General features: G+C 34.5%; 13 protein-coding genes. 3 read left to right on the top strand and 10 right to left on the bottom strand.

Features of this window, described 5'->3' with window-relative positions; translation table 11 throughout:
• Window positions 1–115: 115 nt before the first annotated feature.
• From D1003_RS00120 to D1003_RS00110, 3 genes are all read right to left on the bottom strand, one after another.
• Complete coding sequence (locus D1003_RS00120; protein ID WP_185148324.1) at window positions 116–3601, bottom strand: DUF2723 domain-containing protein; 3486 nt, start codon at window positions 3599–3601, stop codon at window positions 116–118.
• Window positions 3602–3725: 124 nt separating this feature from the next.
• A complete protein-coding gene (locus D1003_RS00115; RefSeq protein ID WP_051796855.1) occupies window positions 3726–4553 on the bottom strand; it encodes a twin-arginine translocase subunit TatC in 828 nt (275 codons plus the stop codon).
• 20 nt (window positions 4554–4573) lie between these two features.
• Window positions 4574–5533 carry an SIS domain-containing protein gene (locus tag D1003_RS00110; protein ID WP_153935237.1) on the bottom strand — a complete coding sequence of 320 codons (960 nt, stop codon included), beginning with the start codon at window positions 5531–5533 and terminating at the stop codon, window positions 4574–4576.
• 143 nt (window positions 5534–5676) lie between these two features.
• On the opposite strand from D1003_RS00110, the gene recQ reads away from it, so the two are divergent.
• Together recQ and D1003_RS00100 are read left to right on the top strand one after the other, a co-directional pair.
• Window positions 5677–7881 (top strand): DNA helicase RecQ, encoded by a 2205-nt coding sequence (gene recQ / locus D1003_RS00105; protein ID WP_153935236.1) that lies wholly within the window; start codon window positions 5677–5679, stop codon window positions 7879–7881.
• Window positions 7882–7885: 4 nt separating this feature from the next.
• Window positions 7886–8959, top strand: a complete 1074-nt coding sequence (locus tag D1003_RS00100) for a glycosyltransferase (protein ID WP_153935235.1) — start codon at window positions 7886–7888, stop codon at window positions 8957–8959.
• Here D1003_RS00100 and gldG read toward each other — a convergent pair.
• The 7 genes from gldG to porU form a co-directional block, all read right to left on the bottom strand.
• On the bottom strand, window positions 8948–10627 hold the full coding sequence (gldG, locus tag D1003_RS00095) for a gliding motility-associated ABC transporter substrate-binding protein GldG (protein WP_153935234.1): 1680 nt from the start codon (window positions 10625–10627) through the stop codon (window positions 8948–8950). The genes D1003_RS00100 and gldG overlap by 12 nt on opposite strands.
• Before the next feature lie 2 nt (window positions 10628–10629).
• Window positions 10630–11364, bottom strand: coding sequence for an ABC transporter permease subunit (locus D1003_RS00090; RefSeq protein ID WP_038693220.1), 735 nt, complete (start codon window positions 11362–11364; stop codon window positions 10630–10632).
• Window positions 11365–11378: 14 nt separating this feature from the next.
• Window positions 11379–11924 (bottom strand): CopD family protein, encoded by a 546-nt coding sequence (locus tag D1003_RS00085; protein ID WP_153935233.1) that lies wholly within the window; start codon window positions 11922–11924, stop codon window positions 11379–11381.
• A 3-nt stretch (window positions 11925–11927) separates the two neighbouring features.
• Window positions 11928–12761 (bottom strand): S-adenosyl-l-methionine hydroxide adenosyltransferase family protein, encoded by an 834-nt coding sequence (locus tag D1003_RS00080; protein WP_153935232.1) that lies wholly within the window; start codon window positions 12759–12761, stop codon window positions 11928–11930.
• Entirely contained in the window at window positions 12736–12984 is a 249-nt protein-coding gene (locus tag D1003_RS00075) for a hypothetical protein (RefSeq protein WP_038693226.1), read from the bottom strand. Before D1003_RS00075 ends, D1003_RS00080 begins: the two co-directional genes overlap by 26 nt.
• A 61-nt stretch (window positions 12985–13045) precedes the next feature.
• Window positions 13046–14182, bottom strand: coding sequence for a type IX secretion system outer membrane channel protein PorV (porV, locus tag D1003_RS00070; RefSeq protein ID WP_038693227.1), 1137 nt, complete (start codon window positions 14180–14182; stop codon window positions 13046–13048).
• 7 nt (window positions 14183–14189) lie between these two features.
• Window positions 14190–18077, bottom strand: a complete 3888-nt coding sequence (gene porU / locus D1003_RS00065) for a type IX secretion system sortase PorU (RefSeq protein ID WP_153935231.1) — start codon at window positions 18075–18077, stop codon at window positions 14190–14192.
• Between the two features lie 233 nt (window positions 18078–18310).
• Between porU and gldJ the strand changes: the two genes are divergently transcribed.
• On the top strand, window positions 18311–19927 hold the full coding sequence (gldJ, locus tag D1003_RS00060) for a gliding motility lipoprotein GldJ (RefSeq protein WP_153935230.1): 1617 nt from the start codon (window positions 18311–18313) through the stop codon (window positions 19925–19927).
• Window positions 19928–19972 lie beyond the last annotated feature (45 nt).

The following is a 19972-nucleotide window of genomic DNA, read 5'->3' as shown; positions in this document are numbered from 1 at the left end:
TACATAAAGTAAACTTAGAATATTAATCATTATAAGAACGTTTAGAAACCCCATCAAAAAACCGACTCAAAAACATATTTAAGTCGGTTTTATGTTGAGATTATCCTGACAACTACTACTCTGTTACCTTTATAACTGCATCTGTAATTTGATTCATCTTTTCCGAAGTGTAAGTACTATCATAAGGTTTCATTACCTCAAAAAGATACTGATAGAAAGGGATTATTTTCTGTACATTTTCAGATTCTTGGTATGCCTTTTCTTTCCCCATAGCTTTTAGCTGATTTATAAATGAATTAAACCTAGTATCAATAGGTTTTATAGAACTTACTAAGTAATTATATGCCTTCTGCTCCTGTCCTATTTTCTTATAAGCATCAGACACAGAAGCTACTACCATAGAGTATAACAATGGCTGAATACTCATTTCTCTTTTCGCATACCTTTGATTTTCTGGCGTTAAAGTTAAATAGTAATCATACTCTTTGAAAATAGATTTTTTAAGCTCTTCTGCTAATTCTAAACCTTTCTTCTCTTGCCCCGATACGATATAACCGTAAACAATGGAATTAAGCGAACGAGGGTCATTATATTTAGATACAGGAATCTCCTTATTTACCAAGTCTAATACCTCTTGAGCTTTTTTATTTTCTCCCTTCGCCATTAGAGCCTCCGCAACTCTACTCGCTGAACTTCTATAACTTATTATATTAGAAGTACAAGTTTCATCAAAGTGAACATTAACATCTTTAAAATTGCCCCATCTAAAATTTTTAACTATTCTATAAAGGTCATCAGCATCTACTCTACCTAACTCTCCGTCTTCCTTTTCAGGAGTTTTTATCGGTACAAGACGATAACTGAAACCATCATATTGTAAATAATCTTTCAAAAAGAAAATATTACTAGCATCATAAATACCTCCAACGGAGAAATTGATAGACCTTTTCCAATCAAAGTTAGCTAAGATGTCTAGCATCATTAAATCGTTTTTGAATAGCGTAGATTTTTTATAGTCTATCACAATATAATCTTCCGCTAAAGCCACATCTTGAGATTTAATAATACCTGCTTTAACTGCATTTTGTTTATTAACAGGAAGTACGAATTTAGACACAGGTAAAACATTGTACTGTTCATACTTTTCTTCACCATAAATCATTTTTAGTACCATATCCTTCTCAGGAGACTTATTCTTTAAGAATGCCACAGCTTCTTTCAAAGTCATACTATCTTGCGTCATATACTTTTCAAAGCCTTTTAACACGTTATCAGGAGCACCGCTTTCTTTCAGATTGGCAAATATATTTTTCCAATCTTCAGTGCTTAGAGTATAGATTTGTTCATTTATACCTTCTCTATACTCCTCGTGTTTAAGTGCTGATACTACGGGCATTGCGTTGTAGGTGCGTCTTTTCACTTGGTCTATATTCCAAGGCGTAGCCAAAAGGGTAAAGTTTACCACCTTTACATCATCTCTAAACTGTTCTGTCTCTTGTATTGCCCAAAGTGGATATGTATCATTATCACCATATACGAAAAGAATGCCATCTTTAGGAAGTGATTTTAGTGTAGAATAAGCATAATCATAAGCGGCATATCTTCCACTTCTGTCGTGTGGATTGTAATTTTGGAAGCCCATCATCAGCGGAACTCCTAAAAGTAAAACTCCAACACCTAAAATTGCACTAGATTTTTTAACTTTTTGATTCAATAATTGTAAGATAAAAGCGGTTCCTAAACCTATCCAAATCGTAAAGGCATAGAACGCTCCCACCATAGCATAATCCCTTTCTCTTGGCTCAAAAGGTTTTACACCTGTATAGAAAACAATTCCAATACTAGTAAGGACAAAAAGGGATAACAAAGCATAGAACCTCCCAAAATCTTTAGTATACTGGAAGAACGCTCCCAATAAACCTAAAATAAGTGGTAGGAAAAAGAAATAAACTGTACTTTCATTTTTATACCTTCCAGGCATATCCGACTGATTATCGTACAGATAATTATCTATCATAGGAATCCCTGATATCCAATTTCCGTTGGTATTTTCCATATGACCTTCCAAATCATTTTGGCGACCAACAAAATTCCACATTAAATATCTCACAAAATAATGCCCATTTTGGAATGTAATAAAATAATATAAACTCTGTCCAAATGTAGGCTTTTTAACATTGATTAAATGATACTGTTTTGCTTGTAGATAATCATCAACAGTAATAGTACCATTCTCGTATTTTTTTCTAAGTTCATCAAAATATTTTTGAGCTTCAGGATTATTTGCTATATCTTCATCGGCATAATTAAACTCAAAATCAGGAGCACCATACATAGAAATGTAATTAGACATTACATTCTTATCTTGCACAAACATTCTCGGCATAAAGCCTACATGTGCCTTGTTATAAACATAATTAGTCTTATCTCCTACTTTAATATAGCGTCCTGTGGTTTCGTCTTTTTCGTAAGTTTCGCCTGTTTTTATCGTTTTTAGACTTCCATCTTCATTCTTTTCCATTCCGTTCCAGTCCAAGTGGGCAGTATAATTTTGTCCATACAAAGTAGGCCAATCTCCATATTGCTCACGATTGTAATAATCAAGCATACCAATGGCGTTATCAGGATTATTAAGGTTCATTGGTGGATTAGCATTGGCACGAATAGGTATCATCAACCAACAAGAAAAACCAATAATCATATAAACCATAGATAGTACCGCCATTTGTACCAATCTATTTCCTTTGGAACGAGCATAGTTAATAGCAAAATATCCTAAAGCAATTAGCACTAAAAATGCAAAGATAGTCCCTGAGTGGAAAGGCAATCCTAAACCATTAACGAAGAATATCTCCGACTTACCAAACATCGTCATCACAAAAGGAAAAATCCCTTTAAACACAAGAGCGAGAACAAATAATGTAATTACATTGGCTATCGCAAAAGATTTCCAAGAGAAATCATAATTTCTAGAGTAATAAACCAAACAGATAAATGGCACTACCAACATTACCATCATATGAACTCCCACGGAAAGCCCTATTAGGAAAAAGATAAGGATAATCCATCTCTCGTTATCAGAGGATTGATATTCGTTCTCCCATTTGGTTATAAGCCAAGCGATTAACGCTATAAATAATGATGCCATAGAGTAAACCTCGCCTTCCACAGCAGAAAACCAAAAAGTATCCGAAAAAGTGAAACACAAAGCACCTATCAATCCTGAAAATAGAATAACCCATTTCTCGTTTTCGGTAACTTCCTCAAAATCTTTATGCAATAGTCGTCTAACCAAATGAGTGATTGTCCAAAATAAAAATAAAATGGTAAAGGCACTAAACAAGGCAGACATTGCATTGATAACCAAAGAGTAATAAGCCCCATTACCAAAGGCGAACATCGCAAATACTGCTCCCACCAACTGGAACAATGCCGCTCCTGGAGCGTGCGTAACTTCTAATTTCACGGCAGAGGAAATATACTCGCCACAATCCCAAAAGCTAAAATTAGGTTCTATGGTAGATAGATAGGTTATTAAGGCTATCCCAAAAACTATCCAGCCTAAAATGGTGTTCCATTTTTTAAAACTCCAGTGCTTCATCATATTTTTTAAACTTTGGTGCGAAAATAATGTTTTTCATCTATTTATAAAAGAAAAAGACAAGGATAGTTTGCTTTTATCCTTGTCTTTATATTACCTGGTATTACTTTATAAAATTCATTACTTACTTTGGTAACGGTAAACTAAGTGCTTCTTCCTTTTTAATTCTTCGGTAAACCAATGCTGACATCAAGATGCATATTTCATAAAGAACTACTAGTGGAAATGCCGCTGCCAACATACTGATAATATCTGCGGGTGTAATAAAAGCCGCCACCACCATAATTACCACAATAGCGTGTCTCCTATAAGTCCTTAAAAACATAGGAGTAAGTATGCCTATGGAAGTGAGTATATAAACAATCATCGGGAATAAAAATATCACAGCCATACCCAAAACAACTTGAAGTAAAATGGTAACATAGCTTGATAAATCTATATCTACCCTTACAAAATCCGAAATACTAAAAAAATAACCAAAATTGATAACAAAAGGCATTACCAAAAAGTATCCTGATAATGCTCCCATCACAAATAGCACCCAAGTCCCGTTGATGATGAAAATAGAGTTTTTTCTTTCGGATTCTTTAAGTGCTGGACTGATAAATTTCCAAAGTTCCCAGATAACATAGGGAAATGCGATGATAAGCCCTCCAACTACAGAAACCGCCATCATCATATTAAACTGTTCAAACAATCGCCTTACTTGTATTGGAAACGAATGTGGCATCACAATAACATCTTCGCCCACAAACATTCTAGAGAAATAATTAACCACTCTAAAAGTGAGAAAATCTGGACGAGTAGGACCGAAGATAATATGATCCATAATCCAATTGATATTAAAGCCAATTAAAAATCCACCTACCACAATAGCTATTATAGAACGCACCAAATGCCCTCTAAGCTCTCCTATATGCCCTAAAAAGGACATTTCTTTTTCTTCACTCACTAGTTTTATTTTTTACAAAGTTACAAGATTCCTTCGTCTAACAAAGTATGCAAATCTATAATCCCAAAATAGTTACCTTTATCCGTTACAATCAGTTGCCCTATGTTATACTGTTTAAGTATTTTCATAGCTTCTTTTGCTAACGCTTCTTTATCTATTGTTTTGGGAGTTAAACTCATTATATCTTTAGCCTTAATTCCTTTAATGTCATCATTTCCCATCAGCATTCTCCTTAAATCTCCATCAGTAATAATACCTTTTATAGTTTCTCCTTCCGTAACTACTGTAACTCCGTGTGTAGAAGCACTGATGGAAATTATCACTTCTTTAATGGACGACCCCTCTGAAACTTGAGGCTTTTGTGAAGATAAAAACTGTCCTACCTTAGCCGTAAGATTCTTACCTAAACTTCCACCAGGGTGAAACTTCGCAAAATCGGTATCTTTAAAATGATTGATTTCCATAAGACATACGGCTAAAGCATCTCCTAGAGCCATTTGCACCGTGGTAGAGCTTGTTGGAGCTAATTTATTAGGACACGCCTCTTTCTCTACAAAAGTGTTAAGCACAATATCTGAATGTTCTGCTAGTTTGGATTTTAAATTTCCTGTCATACCTATAAGCCCCACCGAATATTGCTTAAGGTAAGGAGCTAGATTAACTATCTCTGGCGAATTACCAGAATTAGAAATACATAGTACAACATCATTTTTTTGAACCACTCCTAAATCTCCGTGAATAGCCTCTGCCGCGTGTAGAAATTGTGCAGGTGTCCCTGTAGAATTAAGCGTTGCCACAATCTTATTCCCTACATGAGCAGATTTGCCTATTCCTACTACAATAAGTTTTCCGCTTGATTTATTGATAAGTTCCACTGCATCTAAAAAACTATTATCTAGGCTATCTCTTAGCCTTTCCAATTCCGCTATTTCTGTATCAATAGCCTTTTTTGCAATGTCTATAAGAGTGGAAGATTTCATTATTTATTATTTTTTGTTTATTTTCGTACCTTAGAACTAGCTCAGTAGAGAATAAATTTTTATGTTAATCAATTTTTTTAATTCAAAAGCCAAAAGTTTTTCTTATCTTTGGTAAGTTGCAAATTTAGTAAACTAAACTAAAAATGACTAAAAAAACATACAATTTAGCAGAAGAACTCAAAAAGTATTTTGGATTTTCTACCTTTAAAGGACAGCAAGAGGCTATTATCAGTACACTTCTTAGCGGTAAAGATGTATTTGTACTTATGCCTACTGGTGGAGGTAAATCTCTTTGCTATCAGCTCCCTGCACTTATTTCAGAAGGCACAGCTATCGTGGTATCTCCACTTATTGCCTTAATGAAAAACCAAGTAGATGCGGTTAATGGGCTTTCTTCAGAAGAAGGAGTAGCTCATGTACTTAATTCTTCTCTTAATAAAACACAGATAAAACAGGTTTTCAGCGACATCAATAGCGGAAGAACCAAACTCTTGTATGTAGCTCCTGAGTCTTTAATAAAAGAGGATTATCTGGATTTTTTAAAACAGGCTAACATTTCTTTTGTAGCTATAGATGAAGCTCATTGTATCTCTGAATGGGGACACGATTTCCGACCAGAATACCGAAATTTAAAAGGTATTATAGATAAAATAGCTAATGTTCCCGTTATTGCACTCACAGCAACGGCTACACCTAAGGTGCAAGATGATATTCAGAAAACATTGGGTATGTCAGATGCAATAGTTTTCAAAGAAAGTTTTAACCGACCAAATCTATTTTACGAAGTACGCCCAAAGGTAGATGTAGAAAAAGAAATTGTAAAATTCATCAATAAAAATAAAGGAAAATCAGGGATAGTTTACTGCCTTAGCCGTAAAAAAGTAGAAGAATTTGCACAAACTTTACAAGTTAATGGCATCAATGCTCTACCCTATCACGCAGGGTTAGACCAAAAAACAAGAGTGGCTAATCAAGATAAATTCTTAATGGAAGAATGTGATGTCATCGTAGCTACCATCGCTTTTGGTATGGGGATAGACAAACCCGATGTTCGTTTTGTAATACATTATGATTTCCCTAAATCTTTAGAAAGTTATTACCAAGAAACAGGTAGAGCTGGTAGAGACGGTGGCGAAGGACATTGTTTAGCATTCTACGACCCTAAAGATATTGAAAAACTAGAGAAGTTCTTAGCTCAAAAATCGGTTTCGGAGAAAGAAGTTGGCTTACAGTTGCTAAACGAAGTAGTAGGATATGCCGAAACCTCTATGAGTAGAAGACAGTACATACTCTATTACTTCGGTGAGGAGTTTGATCCAATTAACGGAGCTGGTGCTAAAATGGACGACAACTCTGCAAATCCACCTAAACTAAAAGATGTTACAAACGATTTTAAAACCGTACTTAACCTCATTAAAAGTTTAGAAGAAAAGTTCAAAACTAAAGACTTAATCGCTGTTCTTGTAGGCAAGGAAACACCAACCACCAAATCCTATAAGTTAGAGAAATCCGAGTTCTTTGGTATAGGTAAAGAAACTTCGGATAATTATTGGAAATCTATCATTAGACAAGCTACGGTGAGAGGCTATATTATTAAAGATATAGAGACCTATGGAGTGCTTAGGGTGAGCAAGAAAGGACAGAATATTATTTCTGGAAAAGACAAAGAGCCTTTCTTAATTGCCGAAGATAGAGAGTACGATTTGGCTCAAACTAAAGCCGATTCAGACCAAATACAACTCCAAAGTGGTGGTGGACTTGATAAAATTCTATTTAATCAACTTAAGGATTTAAGAAAGAAAATCGCTCAAAAACAAGGCATTCCTCCTTACACTGTGTTTATGGACCCAAGTTTAGAGGATATGACGGTGCAATACCCTATCACTATAGAAGAAATTGCAAAGGTTTATGGTGTAGGTGAGGGTAAAGCTAAAAAGTTTGGGAAAGAATTTGCCGAGTTCATCAAAAAATATGTTGAAGACAACAACATAGAACGCCCTGATGATATGGTGCTAAAAAAAGTAGCAAACAAATCTAGCCACAAAGTGTTCATCATTCAGAATACAGATAAAAAGATAGATTTAGAAGATATTGCTAATGCTAAAAATCTTTCGATGGACGAACTCATTTCCGAAATGGAAAGCATTGTTTATCAAGGCACAAAACTTAACATAGACTATTATATAGAAGATAATTTTGATGAGGAGATGGTAGAAGATTTTATGGAGTTTATGAAAGAGTCTGAAAGTGATAGCATGAAAGTCCTTTTAGCAGAGTTTGGCGAAGAGTTGAGCGATGACGAAGTTCGCCTGCTTAGAATTAAGTTTATTAGCGATGTAGCCAACTAATTTTATGAAGAAAAAGGAGATTATTTTTATTCTTCCCGATATGGAAATGGGTGGTGCAGAACGAATTGTAACCACCATTGCTAATCATCTACCGAGAGAAAAATTTACTCCTAAAATAATGCTTCTTAGAAAAGAAGGCGGTTATTTAGATTTTCTAAAAAAGGATATAGAAGTTATAGATTTAAAAACACCTAGGATACGCCATTCTCTAAAACCTATTTTGAGGGAAATATGGAGGAGAAAGCCAGACATTGTATTCTCCGGGTTTGGTGAAGTAAATGCTTATTTATCAATATTTACACGACTTTTCCCTAAAGTGAAATTTATCGCTAGGGAAACCAATGTAGTCTCTAAACATGTTACAAGAAAGGAAATTAAGTTTTTCTATAAATTTTATAATAACTTCCATACTATTATTGCTCAAAGTGATGATATGGCGGAAGATTTAATTAAAAATTTCAATATAAAACCTAACAAAATTACCAAAATCAACAATCCTGTTGATTTTGAATTTATAGACCAACAGCTTTCTATTTCAGAAAAACCTAACCTTTTCTCAAACGAAATGAAAAATGTGGTTGCCATAGGTAATCTATCTGAAAGAAAGGGGTTTGATAATCTACTCAAAGTCTTTTCTTTTCTTAAAAATGAACCGATAAAACTCCATATTTTAGGCGATGGTAAGGATAAGGAGCTTCTCCACCAAATGAAAGAAGAGTTAGGACTGTCCAATGTGATATTCCACGGAAAACAAAAGAACCCTTATCAATTTCTAAAATATGCCGATTTATTTATCCTCTCTTCAAGATACGAGGGCTTTCCTAATGTATTACTAGAAGCTGGAGCGTGTGGTACTTATGCCCTTGCCAATAACTGCCCTGGAGGAATTAACGAAATTATAAAACACGGCGTAAACGGAGAAGTTGCAAACATAGAAAATCACAAAGAGTTTTCAGAAAAAATAAAATCCATATTATCTCAAGGAAATTTTCCTAAAGAAAATATAAGAAACCACATCTACTCTCTATTTTCCAAAGATGTGATTTTAGAGCAATATGTCAATCTATTAAGTGAATAGATATTTTACATACTTCTGTTTCCTCCACCAATAAAACAAAGCACTCAATATAGCTATTAAAACTAAAGGAGATAGTAAATTAAACCATTGCCATTCGGTTCTCTCTTGTTCTATTCTTCTTGCATCTAAAAGTCGTGCTTCTATGTTTCGGTTTCTAAGGCTCATAAGATTAGAATCGTCCAAAAGCCAATCTAAAGCATTTCTCAAAAATTGTTCGTTACCGTATTTTTGGTTGGTCAGCAAATCTACGCCTAGAGGCAAAGGCTCACCTTTAAGAGTTTGATTTCTACCTACATCTCCATCTGCGATTACAAGCATTTTATTTTCGGGGCTTTGACTTTTAAAATTAGGAAAACTACTTCGCTCACTTCTATTAGCATAAGCAGACCTAAATTTACCTTCTAAACTTACTGCAAAAATCTTGGGAGTGCTTGGGCGTTCCATTGCTCCTAGAGAGTCTGCATTCACAATTTCGGAGAGAGCCACATAGTTAGGAACTGCCTTGCTAGAAGTTCTTTCGCTAGACTCAAACAAAACCTGTTTTTTGATACCTTCCCTAGAGAGCGTATCTATCGCAGTAGGAAATTCAAACTTTACAGGGTTGATATTTTTAGTAATGACATGAGGTGTTTCTGATATACCTAACGGAAAATAAGGCCAAAGGAAGTTTTTATATTGAGGGTTTCCTGCAATTTCTCCTGCACCTAGCCTTATAAATGCTGTTTTCTTAAAGTCTTTCACTAAAGCTGGCGTAATTCTTACTCCATAATTAAAGAAAAAATCGGTAAGATTAAGATCTACAGGATATGCCATAATCTTTTTTGCTTGGAAAAGTGTATCCATTTCAGCGTTTACCGCATCTAGCATCCATAGCATCTTCCCACCATTCATAATATATTGGTCTAACACTACTTTTTCTTCATCGGAGAAAGGTTTTCTAGGTTTGGCAACCACAAGAGCGTCCATCTTTTTAAGTTTAGGCATATCGGCAACAGAAAGCCATGTTTCCTTTTCAGGAATGATAGCTCCTATGTTATAGTTTTCTAATGCCATATCCACAAATCCTTGGAATGCATCAGGCTTTAACTCACTATGATTAACGATAATACCGATGTTTTTTCTATGTTCAGTAGTCAGAGCTTTTATATTAGAAATAAGGTTGTACTCTAAATTTTCTATAGATTTATTAAGCTGAGTGCTCGCATCTAGCCCTATTTGATCTATAATCAACGGAACGGAAGTCCCATAATCTGCATAACGCATTACTGCATAGGGAAACAGCACAATTTCTGATACCTTCCCATCTTTCATATCTGGAAGAACAGAAGGCTGCATTCCCATTGCCATTAGCGTGTCTTTTGACATTTTAGTCTTAATAGGGTCTATGAATTTATAGTCAATTTTAGGATTGATTTTCCTAAACTCCTCTAGCATAAATTTGGTTTCGCTTTGGAGTTGCTTAAACGATGCAGGGAAATCTCCGTCCAAATAAACATCTATCACCAAAGGTTTCTTAACCGATTCTAAAGTCTTTATGGTAGCCTCGTTAAGTGTATAGCGTTTTTCTTCCGTTAGGTCAAACCTTGCTTGAAATGTACCTAAAATACCCAATAGAGCTACCACTCCTACTATTATAACGGTAATATTATTTTGAAGCCATTTTTTCATACTTAAATCTTCTTCTTTTTATCAATAAAAAATACTGAAAAATACAAACTAATCACTACTATCAATAGAAAATAAAATACATCTTTGGTATCTATCAATCCTCTTGTAAATGCCATAAAATGATGGTAAAAGCCTAAACTTTGAAGCCAATAATCTGCCGCTCCCAACAGTTTATAACTTGCTAATTGTTCAATCCCAAAATACAATATAAAATTAACAAACACACCTAACAGATACGCCATAATTTGATTAGACGACAAGGTAGATGCTAAAACGCCCACACTAGAAAATGCCGCAATTAAAACCGATAATCCTATGTAACCTCCTAGCGTCATTCCTAAATCTAAATTACCTTCCGCCATACCAAGAGTATAGACCGTATACATATAAAACAACGATGGCAACAAGCATAAAATTCCCACTAAAAAAACAGCTAAAAACTTTCCTCCTACAATTTCAAAAGTTTTTAAAGGTTGAGAAAACAGCCAATAGAGCGTACCATTTTGTTGCTCCTCTGCAAAGGATTTCATACTCAATGCTGGAATAATAAACATTAACAACCAAGGCGATAAAACAAAGTAACTTTGTAAAGAGGCAGTTCCTATTTCTAAAATATTAAAACTGTTATCAAAGAAAAACAGAAACAAAGCTCCAATAAGACTATACACAGCGATAATCAGCCACGCTGACCAGCCTCCAAAATAGGCTTTAAAATCTTTTTTAAATAATGCTATCATCTTTATAGAAACGATTATTTTTTATTTTTATTAACTAGCTTCACCGTGAGCATAATTACAACCACAAGAACCAAGAAGCCCACTATCAACTGCCACCAATAATCTATCACAAAAGCCTTTAAAATTACCGTAAATACCACTAAAAATAGTAGAAAAGTAGCAATTTCATTCGCTTGTCTTAATTTAAGATTAGAGGTGGAAAGTTCCGAAAAATTAAGATTTTTCACTACTAAAACTTTCTTCCAACACCAATAATGATACACAGCCAAACCAATTAAAAAAGACAGCTTTAGATGAAACCAAGGCATTTTCATCAGATAAGGATTCATTATGATAAGAATTATTCCAAAAAGTAACATTAAAACTCCAGCAGGAACGGTAATAATATTCCACAATCGTCTCATCATAAACAAATATTGCTCTCTAAGAACGGTTTGTTTTGGAGTATCAAAATCATCAGTATCCTTATAGTACACAAATAATCTTACCAAATAAAAAATCCCAGCAAAATAGCTTACCATAAATACAATGTGTAATGCCTTTATGATTAAATATGCCATAACTTATGATTTATTTTTGTTAAATTCTACATACACTTTTTCGCCCACACTTACACCTAATAGAGTTTTTGCTCCGTTATTTTTAGTTCCTTTATAAATACTGATTTCTAGCAAATCCGCATCATTAAACAAGACTAAAGGCTTCCCGTGATACTGTCTCTCATTTTCCCAATCTTTTACAACATCTGTATACTGATTATAAATTTTTGACAGAGCATAGCTCCTAAATTTCACAACAAACTCATTATAAGCTGCCACTTTCTTCTCAAAAAATGCTTTACTGATGTTAGACACGGCATTACCAAAATTATCCACATACATAATTTGTCCCACAATGAGATTATCTGTTTCTATCGCCTTCGGGAAAGATATTTTTTTAGGTTCGTTATAAACCCGCCCTATCACTTCTGGCAAACCGCCATTATGGAGATGAACCGCTGCAGGAACTAAAACATCAGTAGCTGTGAAATTAACTTCGTCATCAAACCTGTTATTTAAAGTAATTTCATAGATTTCCTCTGGATTGATATTGAAAAAAATTAAACTAAGAATGCCATTATCTGCCGCCACAAAATAATGTCCGTCTACTTTGTAAACCACCGCCTTCCTATCTTTATGATAAAAACTATCTACTGCGATAAGATGTACTGTCCCCTTAGGGAAATAAGCATAAGCATTCCTAACGATATAAGCCGCCTGAAGGAGATTATAAGGTTCTACATCGTGGCTAAGGTCTATAAGCCTTGCATCAGATTTTAGGGACAAAATACTTCCCTTAATAGCACCAACCCTATGGTCTACAAGTCCGTAATCAGATGTAAGTGTTATCACTGGCATAGTGCAAAGATAAGGATTTTAAGGCAGTAGTGTACCTTATTTTTAATTCTGAAATGCGATTTTTAACTTGTGGTACATTATGAACACTAACTAAAAAATGGTCCTTATTCATTCCTAAGCGATAAAATATCATTCCTGTATGGTCGTTATCCATTTTCAATGACAAAATACCATTTCTATACATCAAATAACCTATTTTAAAATGAACAATGAGAATTTTCATATAAAAACTCTAGGCTAACCACAAAAGATTAGCCTAGAGAAATTAGATATATTTTAACCTATTAGCGGTCAGCCTTAGAAGTATCATTTCCTATATTCCAAGTAAGCCCGAAACGCAAGGTATTATCTAAAGCTGTATTAACTTTAGAAGTATTGATAAGGTAAGAAACATCTAACCCGAAAGATTGATAATTGAAACCAATACCCACCGTAGCAAATTGTCTTCCCCCTTGAAGTTCACTTTCTCTAAAATAACCTGTTCTTACCGCAAAAGCGTTGTCATAAGAATATTCTAATGCTCCACTTAGCATTAAACTTTGTGGATTGCTAAAGGATTTACCTATCCCTTCCATTACACCCACATTAGGGATTTGAGGGGTGCTACTACCTGCTGGAATTTCTGAACCAGGTACCAATAGTTTAGAAGCCTCTACACTAAGTCCTACTTTATTAACATCGTCTAAAAAGACATCATAACCTCCACCGATTCTAAAAGTAGTCGGTAAATAAGAACGTGAAGTATCGTCTCCTGTATAATCTAACTTAGGACCTAAATTTTGTATTGCAAAACCTGCTCTAGCTTGCCCTTCATAATCACCAAAGCTCTGATGCTTAGGGGATTGGTAAAAACCTGAAACATCTACTGCAAAACTATTAGCTGGTTTAATAGTATTATCTGAATTAAAACTACCAAAGTCTGAACGAATATAACGCCCCGTAACTGCCATAGAGTAAGTATCAGACAGTTTTAAACCATAAGACAAATCAATTGCAAATTCGTTTGGAGTTACAGTTCCCTCTCTTTTTACTTGACTTCCTACTAACTTAGTTAAATCTACCTGCCCCATATTAAAGTAGTAGATACTAGCACCTAATGTAGAACGTTCCTCTTCTCCCAAAAAAGTATGATACCCAGCGTAGAGAAGAAACACATCATTGGTTAACTTACTCATATAAGGCGTGTAACTTACACCTACAGACGAAGAAGTTTTACTAAAAGGATATTTTGCTGCATTCCAAAATTGTGAAAATGCATCCGAAGAAGTTGCCACCCCTTGATCTCCCATACCTCCAGCTCTTGCATCTGGAGAAATTCTAAGAAGGGGCGCTCCCGTAAGTACTTGCCCTTTCTGCTGTGCTAATGTTAAGGTACTAACTGTTACCCCTAACCCTAAAAGTAGTCTTTTTGTAACTTTCATATTTTATTTATTTTAAAATTATCATTTTTTCTATTTGAGTAGAAGAACCTTTACAAGTCTCCTGATTGGTACTTTTTACAAAAACTTTGTAAATATAAGTACCTTTTCCCACATTTGCACCATAATCATCTGTTCCGTCCCATTCTATTTGTTGTCTTCCTGTCCTAAATCCTTCTCTAAAAGGCTCCGAACTTACCGTCTGGCGCAGAGTTTTGACAAGTTTTCCCGTGATGGTATAAATTTGGACTTCTACTTCTAAAACATCAGAACAGTTATGTTCAAACTGAATGTAAGTTTTATTAGTGAATGGATTAGGCCAATTTAATAACCTTTTTACCACCAAATTTTCTTCCGCCTGAGGTTTCACTACAAAGTTTAACGATGTAGTTGAAGAATTATTGTTAATATCCCAAACTTTAAATACTAATTGGTGCTCTCCTGCTTTTAAATTTCTAAATGGATAGCTCACACTTCCTTTTTGATAATCTTTGAGATTAGGATTTATACAGCCATTTTCCTCTCCAGGAATATAGAAATCATTGAGAACAATGGTATTGATGACTTCCCCATCTAGAGTTACTGTAATATCGTGTCCTATACCAGCTCCTGTGGCGTTAATACCTGTATCATCTGTAACACAAGCTAAAAATACAGGATTTTCATTTGTGATACCTCCATTAACGAAATTGGTATTATTCATAAAAAGTTTAATCTTAGGAGGTTCATTATCCTTAATACCATCAGGATTGATACCACCAATTTTAACCGTTTTGGATTGGTAAACATCTACCTTCTTATTATCAGCATATAAGAGTAGCCTTCCGTCTCCTAAACTAAAGTCAATATCTTTAGGCATATAAAATTCTATCTCAAAAATCCCATTTTTAACCGTGCCTGAAGCTTTAACAATAGGATTTCCTTCCACTTTATAATTGAGTATCGGAGTTAGGCCTCCATCATTATTTCGTGTTTTTTTATCTTGTATTTTATCAAAAATGTTAGCTACTATTCTACCATTAAAAGCCTCATCTAAATTCCCAGAAATAGTATTAACCTGACCTTTAATTTTCACAAAATCCAAAGCTCTTACACTTTCTTGAGTTGGTTTTTCTATTTGGTCTATCACAATCCTAGGTGCTGGTCGGCTAAGTCTCATTGCTGGGTCTCCCAACATATTAACTTTTAGATGATCTGGATGAACTCCAAAATTATTCTTTGCCATTAGAAAAGCATCTCCCAAAGTGTAGAAGCGTTCTGTATTTTCTTTTTTAAAAATAGACTCTAAAAATACATTGGTGAATTTTCTCCCATAAGACACTCCTAGCTCTCTACTAGATGTAATCATTGTAGCTGGACCTCCTGATTTTAATTTAAATAAAATCTCTCCTAAAGATGGTGTATTTGGGTCGTCCCAAAGGGTAAATTCGCAAGTAATAGTAGAAACTAGCGGAAAGCGACTGTAAGTACTACTGAAGTTATTAAACTGATTAACATCATTAAGTGTAAGTACCCTCTCTTGAGCCCAACCATTGATACCACCATGCCCAAAATAGAACAAAAATAAACTATTCCCCATAGCTGTGTTAATCCCCTGTGTAACTTGAGGAAACCTTTGCCCCCCTGCAGTAGCTTCTGAAGAGAATGAATCTAAGTAAAGTTTTCTAATATGATACTCCTTTTTATCTGAAGTACTGGTTTCAAACAAATTAACTAAAGCCGAATTAATTTCATCATGGAAAGGTACTCCACCATCTCTATCATCATCTACAACAAAGTCCATATTCATTCGCCATTCTCCGAAAGGTGTAGATTGGTTTGGTAGAGCATTGTAATATGCCAAAGTTTTATCTATTCCTATTTTAGCTTCCGTTGTATTTTTAGCTAAGATTCTCCCAATAGGCAAATCAGGTAAAACATTACTCAAAGAAGTGCTCCGTTGTGGCGAAGTCATTACGAAATAATCATCAGTAACATAGGTGTTATTAAAATCTAAGCTACTTTCGCTTTCATAAGTGGGTACAATATTAGAATTACTTCCTGTACGGTTTTTATAGTCGTAAGAGCCATCTCCCAATAATAGGACATATTTTAACCTGCCATTATTTTTAAGATGAGAAATAAAGTTCCTTATTGCAGTAATATCTTGACCACCTGAACTGTACTCGTTATATATTTTGCTAGGTTCTACAATCGCTGTTTTAAATCCATTTTTATAAGTGTGATAATCAGCCAATCTTTTGGCTTCTGCTGCAAAATCAGAGTTTGTAATAATAAGGTAATCTACATCTGTAAGTCCGTGTAAATTTTGATTTTCTATCCTACCAACAAAACTAGGCGTATAAGCCGCATCTAGCTTAAAGGCGACAAACTCATTGTTAAAAGCATTATTATTAGCAAGATAAGCTAAAGTAAAGAGATTATTCGTAGAGTTAAGATTCTTTTTATTCTTAATATTAGTTACATCAGACACGTCCCAAACTCTATCAATAGCATCGGCATTACTAATTTGAAACCCATAGTTTCGCATAGAAGTTTCCATCAATCCAAAATCTCTAAAATTCATTTGAAATCCATTGAATTTCAATGGTTGCTTATATTCTATTTCTGCATAGTCTAGATAAAATACAGCATTCGGATTTGTACTTATATTGGGAGTATAGTTAAGTGCTACTTTATTAGTATCTAATGCTATAGATGAGAGAAATAAAACAGAATTATATCCACCTTGTCCAGAAATACTTTGCTCAAAAGTATTACTTCCTATATTTAAGGTTATTTTAGTATTCTGAGCATCTTTAGCAATTAACCTTGTTCTAAATTTAACTCTAGAATCCGATGGAATATCGGTTAAGTTAAAACTAACTTCCTTTGTGCTATTAAATACATCATCTACCCATAATCGTCCTATTCCTCTAAGGTTATTCTTATCCTCATTGATAAACTGATAGGCATCATATTCTGTAATGAGGTCGGTAGTGGGGGTAGTATCTTGAGCTTGACTAATCCTCTTTCCAGCTCCTATGTCAAAATTGATAAAATAATAAGCGTTGTCTTCGTAGATATTTTTGTAGTGAGATGGTCTATCTAGTCTCGTATCCGATTTACGATTATTCCTATTGTAAAAAGCATAGCCATCTGCACCTTGAGCATAAAAAAGAGCATAATCTCCTTCGTCCCATCGCCCATCTTCTTCGCCTACCACTTCTATTGCATTCTCTTGTAGCGTTTTATAATACTCATCTAGATTATATTCAGGCAACATAAGTCCACCATTACCATATATTCTGAAATTTTTAGGATTGATAGAAGAAGGATTGATGCCATTATCCCTCAAAAACTGGCTCGTAATTCTAAATACCCCCGATTTATCTACCTTTATTTTATAAAAAGTTCCTGAAGCTAACGGGCTAGTTACAGGTGTAGACAAAATCTTATTTGAATTACTATTAACGTGTAAACTCTTACTCTCTTTTTCTAAAGTGTATGAAACCAATTTCTTTAGTTCATTACCTTCCTTTTTTATAGCTTTAATTCTTAAATTCAGAAGAAAACCTTCTCCAAAAGAATTTTTTTGTACATTCACTTCCATTTCTTCCTCTGATGTGATTAAAGAAGCGTCTAAATCAAACTTTTGGTTATCTTGGAGTTTTTCCCATACTAGGTTTGTAACAATATAATTTTCATATTGAACTAGCTTTGTGGTATTTTGAAGGTATATTTGATTATTATCAAACACTAATTCTTTATTAGTAAAACTAGGTAGTTTAACCGATTTATTCGTGCCATAACTTAGTTCTGTACTACCTTGCCATTGTATTTGAGTGGTTTGAGCTCCAAAAAAATTACATATAAAAACTATTGCTAGTGGTATATTCTTATTAATTGATAATTTCATAATGTAACACTCCTAATATATTTTAGAATAAATCTATTTCCCTTGCAAAGTAAAAATAAAAAATCATAACAATAAAATCTAATTCTCTTCGTTTTGTAAAAAAGTTAAAATCTATTTTGTAAAGTAGAATAAATTAGCTTTCTTTGTAGGCTGAAAATCTTTTCGAAGATGAGATACTAATGATTCTCACCATTGATTGTTTAAATTTAATAAAAGAAAAATTATTATATCAAATGAAAAAACTAAAACTATTTTCATTATGTGTGTTAAGTTCATCTTTTTTAGTTCTAGTTAGCTGCGGTGGAGGTAATACTAAAAAAGGTGGAGGATCTAGTAAAACGACAAGTCTTACGGGCTGGAAGCCTAACGATCAAAAAGGTTGGTTCTTTTCTAAAAGAGAAAAGAAACAAAAAGGGCAGCCAGGTATGGTATTCGTACAAGGAGGTACTTTTACCATGGGGCTAGTGAAAGACGATGTAATGCACGATTGGAATAACACCCCTAGAAGAATGCAAGTAAGTTCTTTCTTCATTGGTGAGACTGAAGTTACCAATTACGATTACCGTAACTATGTGACTTGGTTGAAATTTGTTTTCCCTTCTTCTGACCCTAACTTTAAAGATATTTACAGTGGAGCTCTTCCTGATACTTTGGTTTGGAATAATGAATTATCTAGAAATGACTATTCCGAAACTTATTTTCGTTCACCAGGATTTGACAACTATCCTGTAGTTGGGGTTTCTTGGTTACAGGCGAATAGATATTGTGAATGGTTAACGGACAGAGTAGGTGAAAGAATACTAATGGATCAAGGAGTGATTTCCAAAGATTTATATACTAACGAAAGTAATAATCAGGGACAATCTTCTTTTACATTAGATAAATATAAAGCGAACGACCCTGAAATGCAGAGCTATATCAACGAGCAAAGGCTTAAACAAAGGTCTGGGATTAAGACAACCAATTCTAGAATTTTAGCAGCTAACAGAGATGCAACTTCGGGAATAGTTACCAAGTACCGCCTCCCTACAGAAGTGGAGTGGGAATTTGCAGCTTTAGGTTTACAAAAGAATAGAGAATATAATCTATACACAGGTAAAACACCTGAAATGGATAAACTAAGAGGCAACAAAGGTAGAAATAGGGGTATGTTCCTTGAGAACTTCAAGTATGGGCGAGGAGATTACTCAGGCCCTGCTGGTTGGAATAATGATGGAGCACCTACAACAGCTGATGTAAGACAGTACCCTTCTAACGATTTAGGTATCTATGGTATGTATGGTAACGTGGCTGAATGGACAGCTGATGTGTATAGACCAATAATAGATGATGAAGCAAGCGATTTTAACTACTACAGAGGTAATATTTATAAGCAAGTAGTCAAGAATAGTGATGGTACTTTCTCTAAGGTTGATGGTAATAATATCAAATATGATACTTTGGCGGATGGTAGAAGAGTCTATAGAGGATTGCCTGGTCAGTATGAAAGAGAAGTCACCAATGATAAAAGAAACTTCCGTGATGGGGATTTCATATCTTCTCTAGGTGTAGGAAACGGAAGAGAGCTTGACAGTGCCTCATCTAAAGAATTTAATATGTATAACTCTACTAAGAAAAGATTCTTTGTAGATGCTAAGGGGAAAGTTATCCTAGAGAAAGATAAAAAGTTTAGAACGTCTAATGTTTCTAACAGCTCTAGAGTAGTTAAAGGTGGTTCATGGAAGGATACCGCATATTGGCTAGACCCAGGGCAAAGAAGATATAGAGATGAAGCAAGAGCTTACGGCTGGGTAGGCTTCCGAGTAGCACAAGATGCTAAAGATAATATGAATAAAAGAAGTAAAAGATAAACAATTTCTTAAACTCTAAAAAAACCTTTCTTTATTGGAAAGGTT

Source organism: Riemerella anatipestifer (assembly GCF_009663465.1).
GTDB lineage: Bacteria > Bacteroidota > Bacteroidia > Flavobacteriales > Weeksellaceae > Riemerella > Riemerella anatipestifer_C.
Note: the sequence above shows the minus strand (reverse complement) of the source record. Positions and strands in the feature narration are given on the sequence as shown.

Excerpts from the sequence above, each read along its gene's own strand:
- D1003_RS00085 (WP_153935233.1), bottom strand. The coding sequence starts at position 11,924 with ATGGCATATTTAATCATAAAGGCATTACACATTGTATTTATGGTAAGC.
- recQ (WP_153935236.1), top strand. The coding sequence starts at position 5,677 with ATGACTAAAAAAACATACAATTTAGCAGAAGAACTCAAAAAGTATTTT.
- gldJ (WP_153935230.1), top strand. The coding sequence starts at position 18,311 with ATGAAAAAACTAAAACTATTTTCATTATGTGTGTTAAGTTCATCTTTT.
- D1003_RS00080 (WP_153935232.1), bottom strand. The coding sequence starts at position 12,761 with ATGCCAGTGATAACACTTACATCTGATTACGGACTTGTAGACCATAGG.
- gldG (WP_153935234.1), bottom strand. The coding sequence starts at position 10,627 with ATGAAAAAATGGCTTCAAAATAATATTACCGTTATAATAGTAGGAGTG.
- D1003_RS00120 (WP_185148324.1), bottom strand. The coding sequence starts at position 3,601 with ATGAAGCACTGGAGTTTTAAAAAATGGAACACCATTTTAGGCTGGATA.
- porU (WP_153935231.1), bottom strand. The coding sequence starts at position 18,077 with ATGAAATTATCAATTAATAAGAATATACCACTAGCAATAGTTTTTATA.
- D1003_RS00090 (WP_038693220.1), bottom strand. The coding sequence starts at position 11,364 with ATGATAGCATTATTTAAAAAAGATTTTAAAGCCTATTTTGGAGGCTGG.
- D1003_RS00075 (WP_038693226.1), bottom strand. The coding sequence starts at position 12,984 with ATGAAAATTCTCATTGTTCATTTTAAAATAGGTTATTTGATGTATAGA.
- D1003_RS00100 (WP_153935235.1), top strand. The coding sequence starts at position 7,886 with ATGAAGAAAAAGGAGATTATTTTTATTCTTCCCGATATGGAAATGGGT.
- D1003_RS00110 (WP_153935237.1), bottom strand. The coding sequence starts at position 5,533 with ATGAAATCTTCCACTCTTATAGACATTGCAAAAAAGGCTATTGATACA.
- porV (WP_038693227.1), bottom strand. The coding sequence starts at position 14,182 with ATGAAAGTTACAAAAAGACTACTTTTAGGGTTAGGGGTAACAGTTAGT.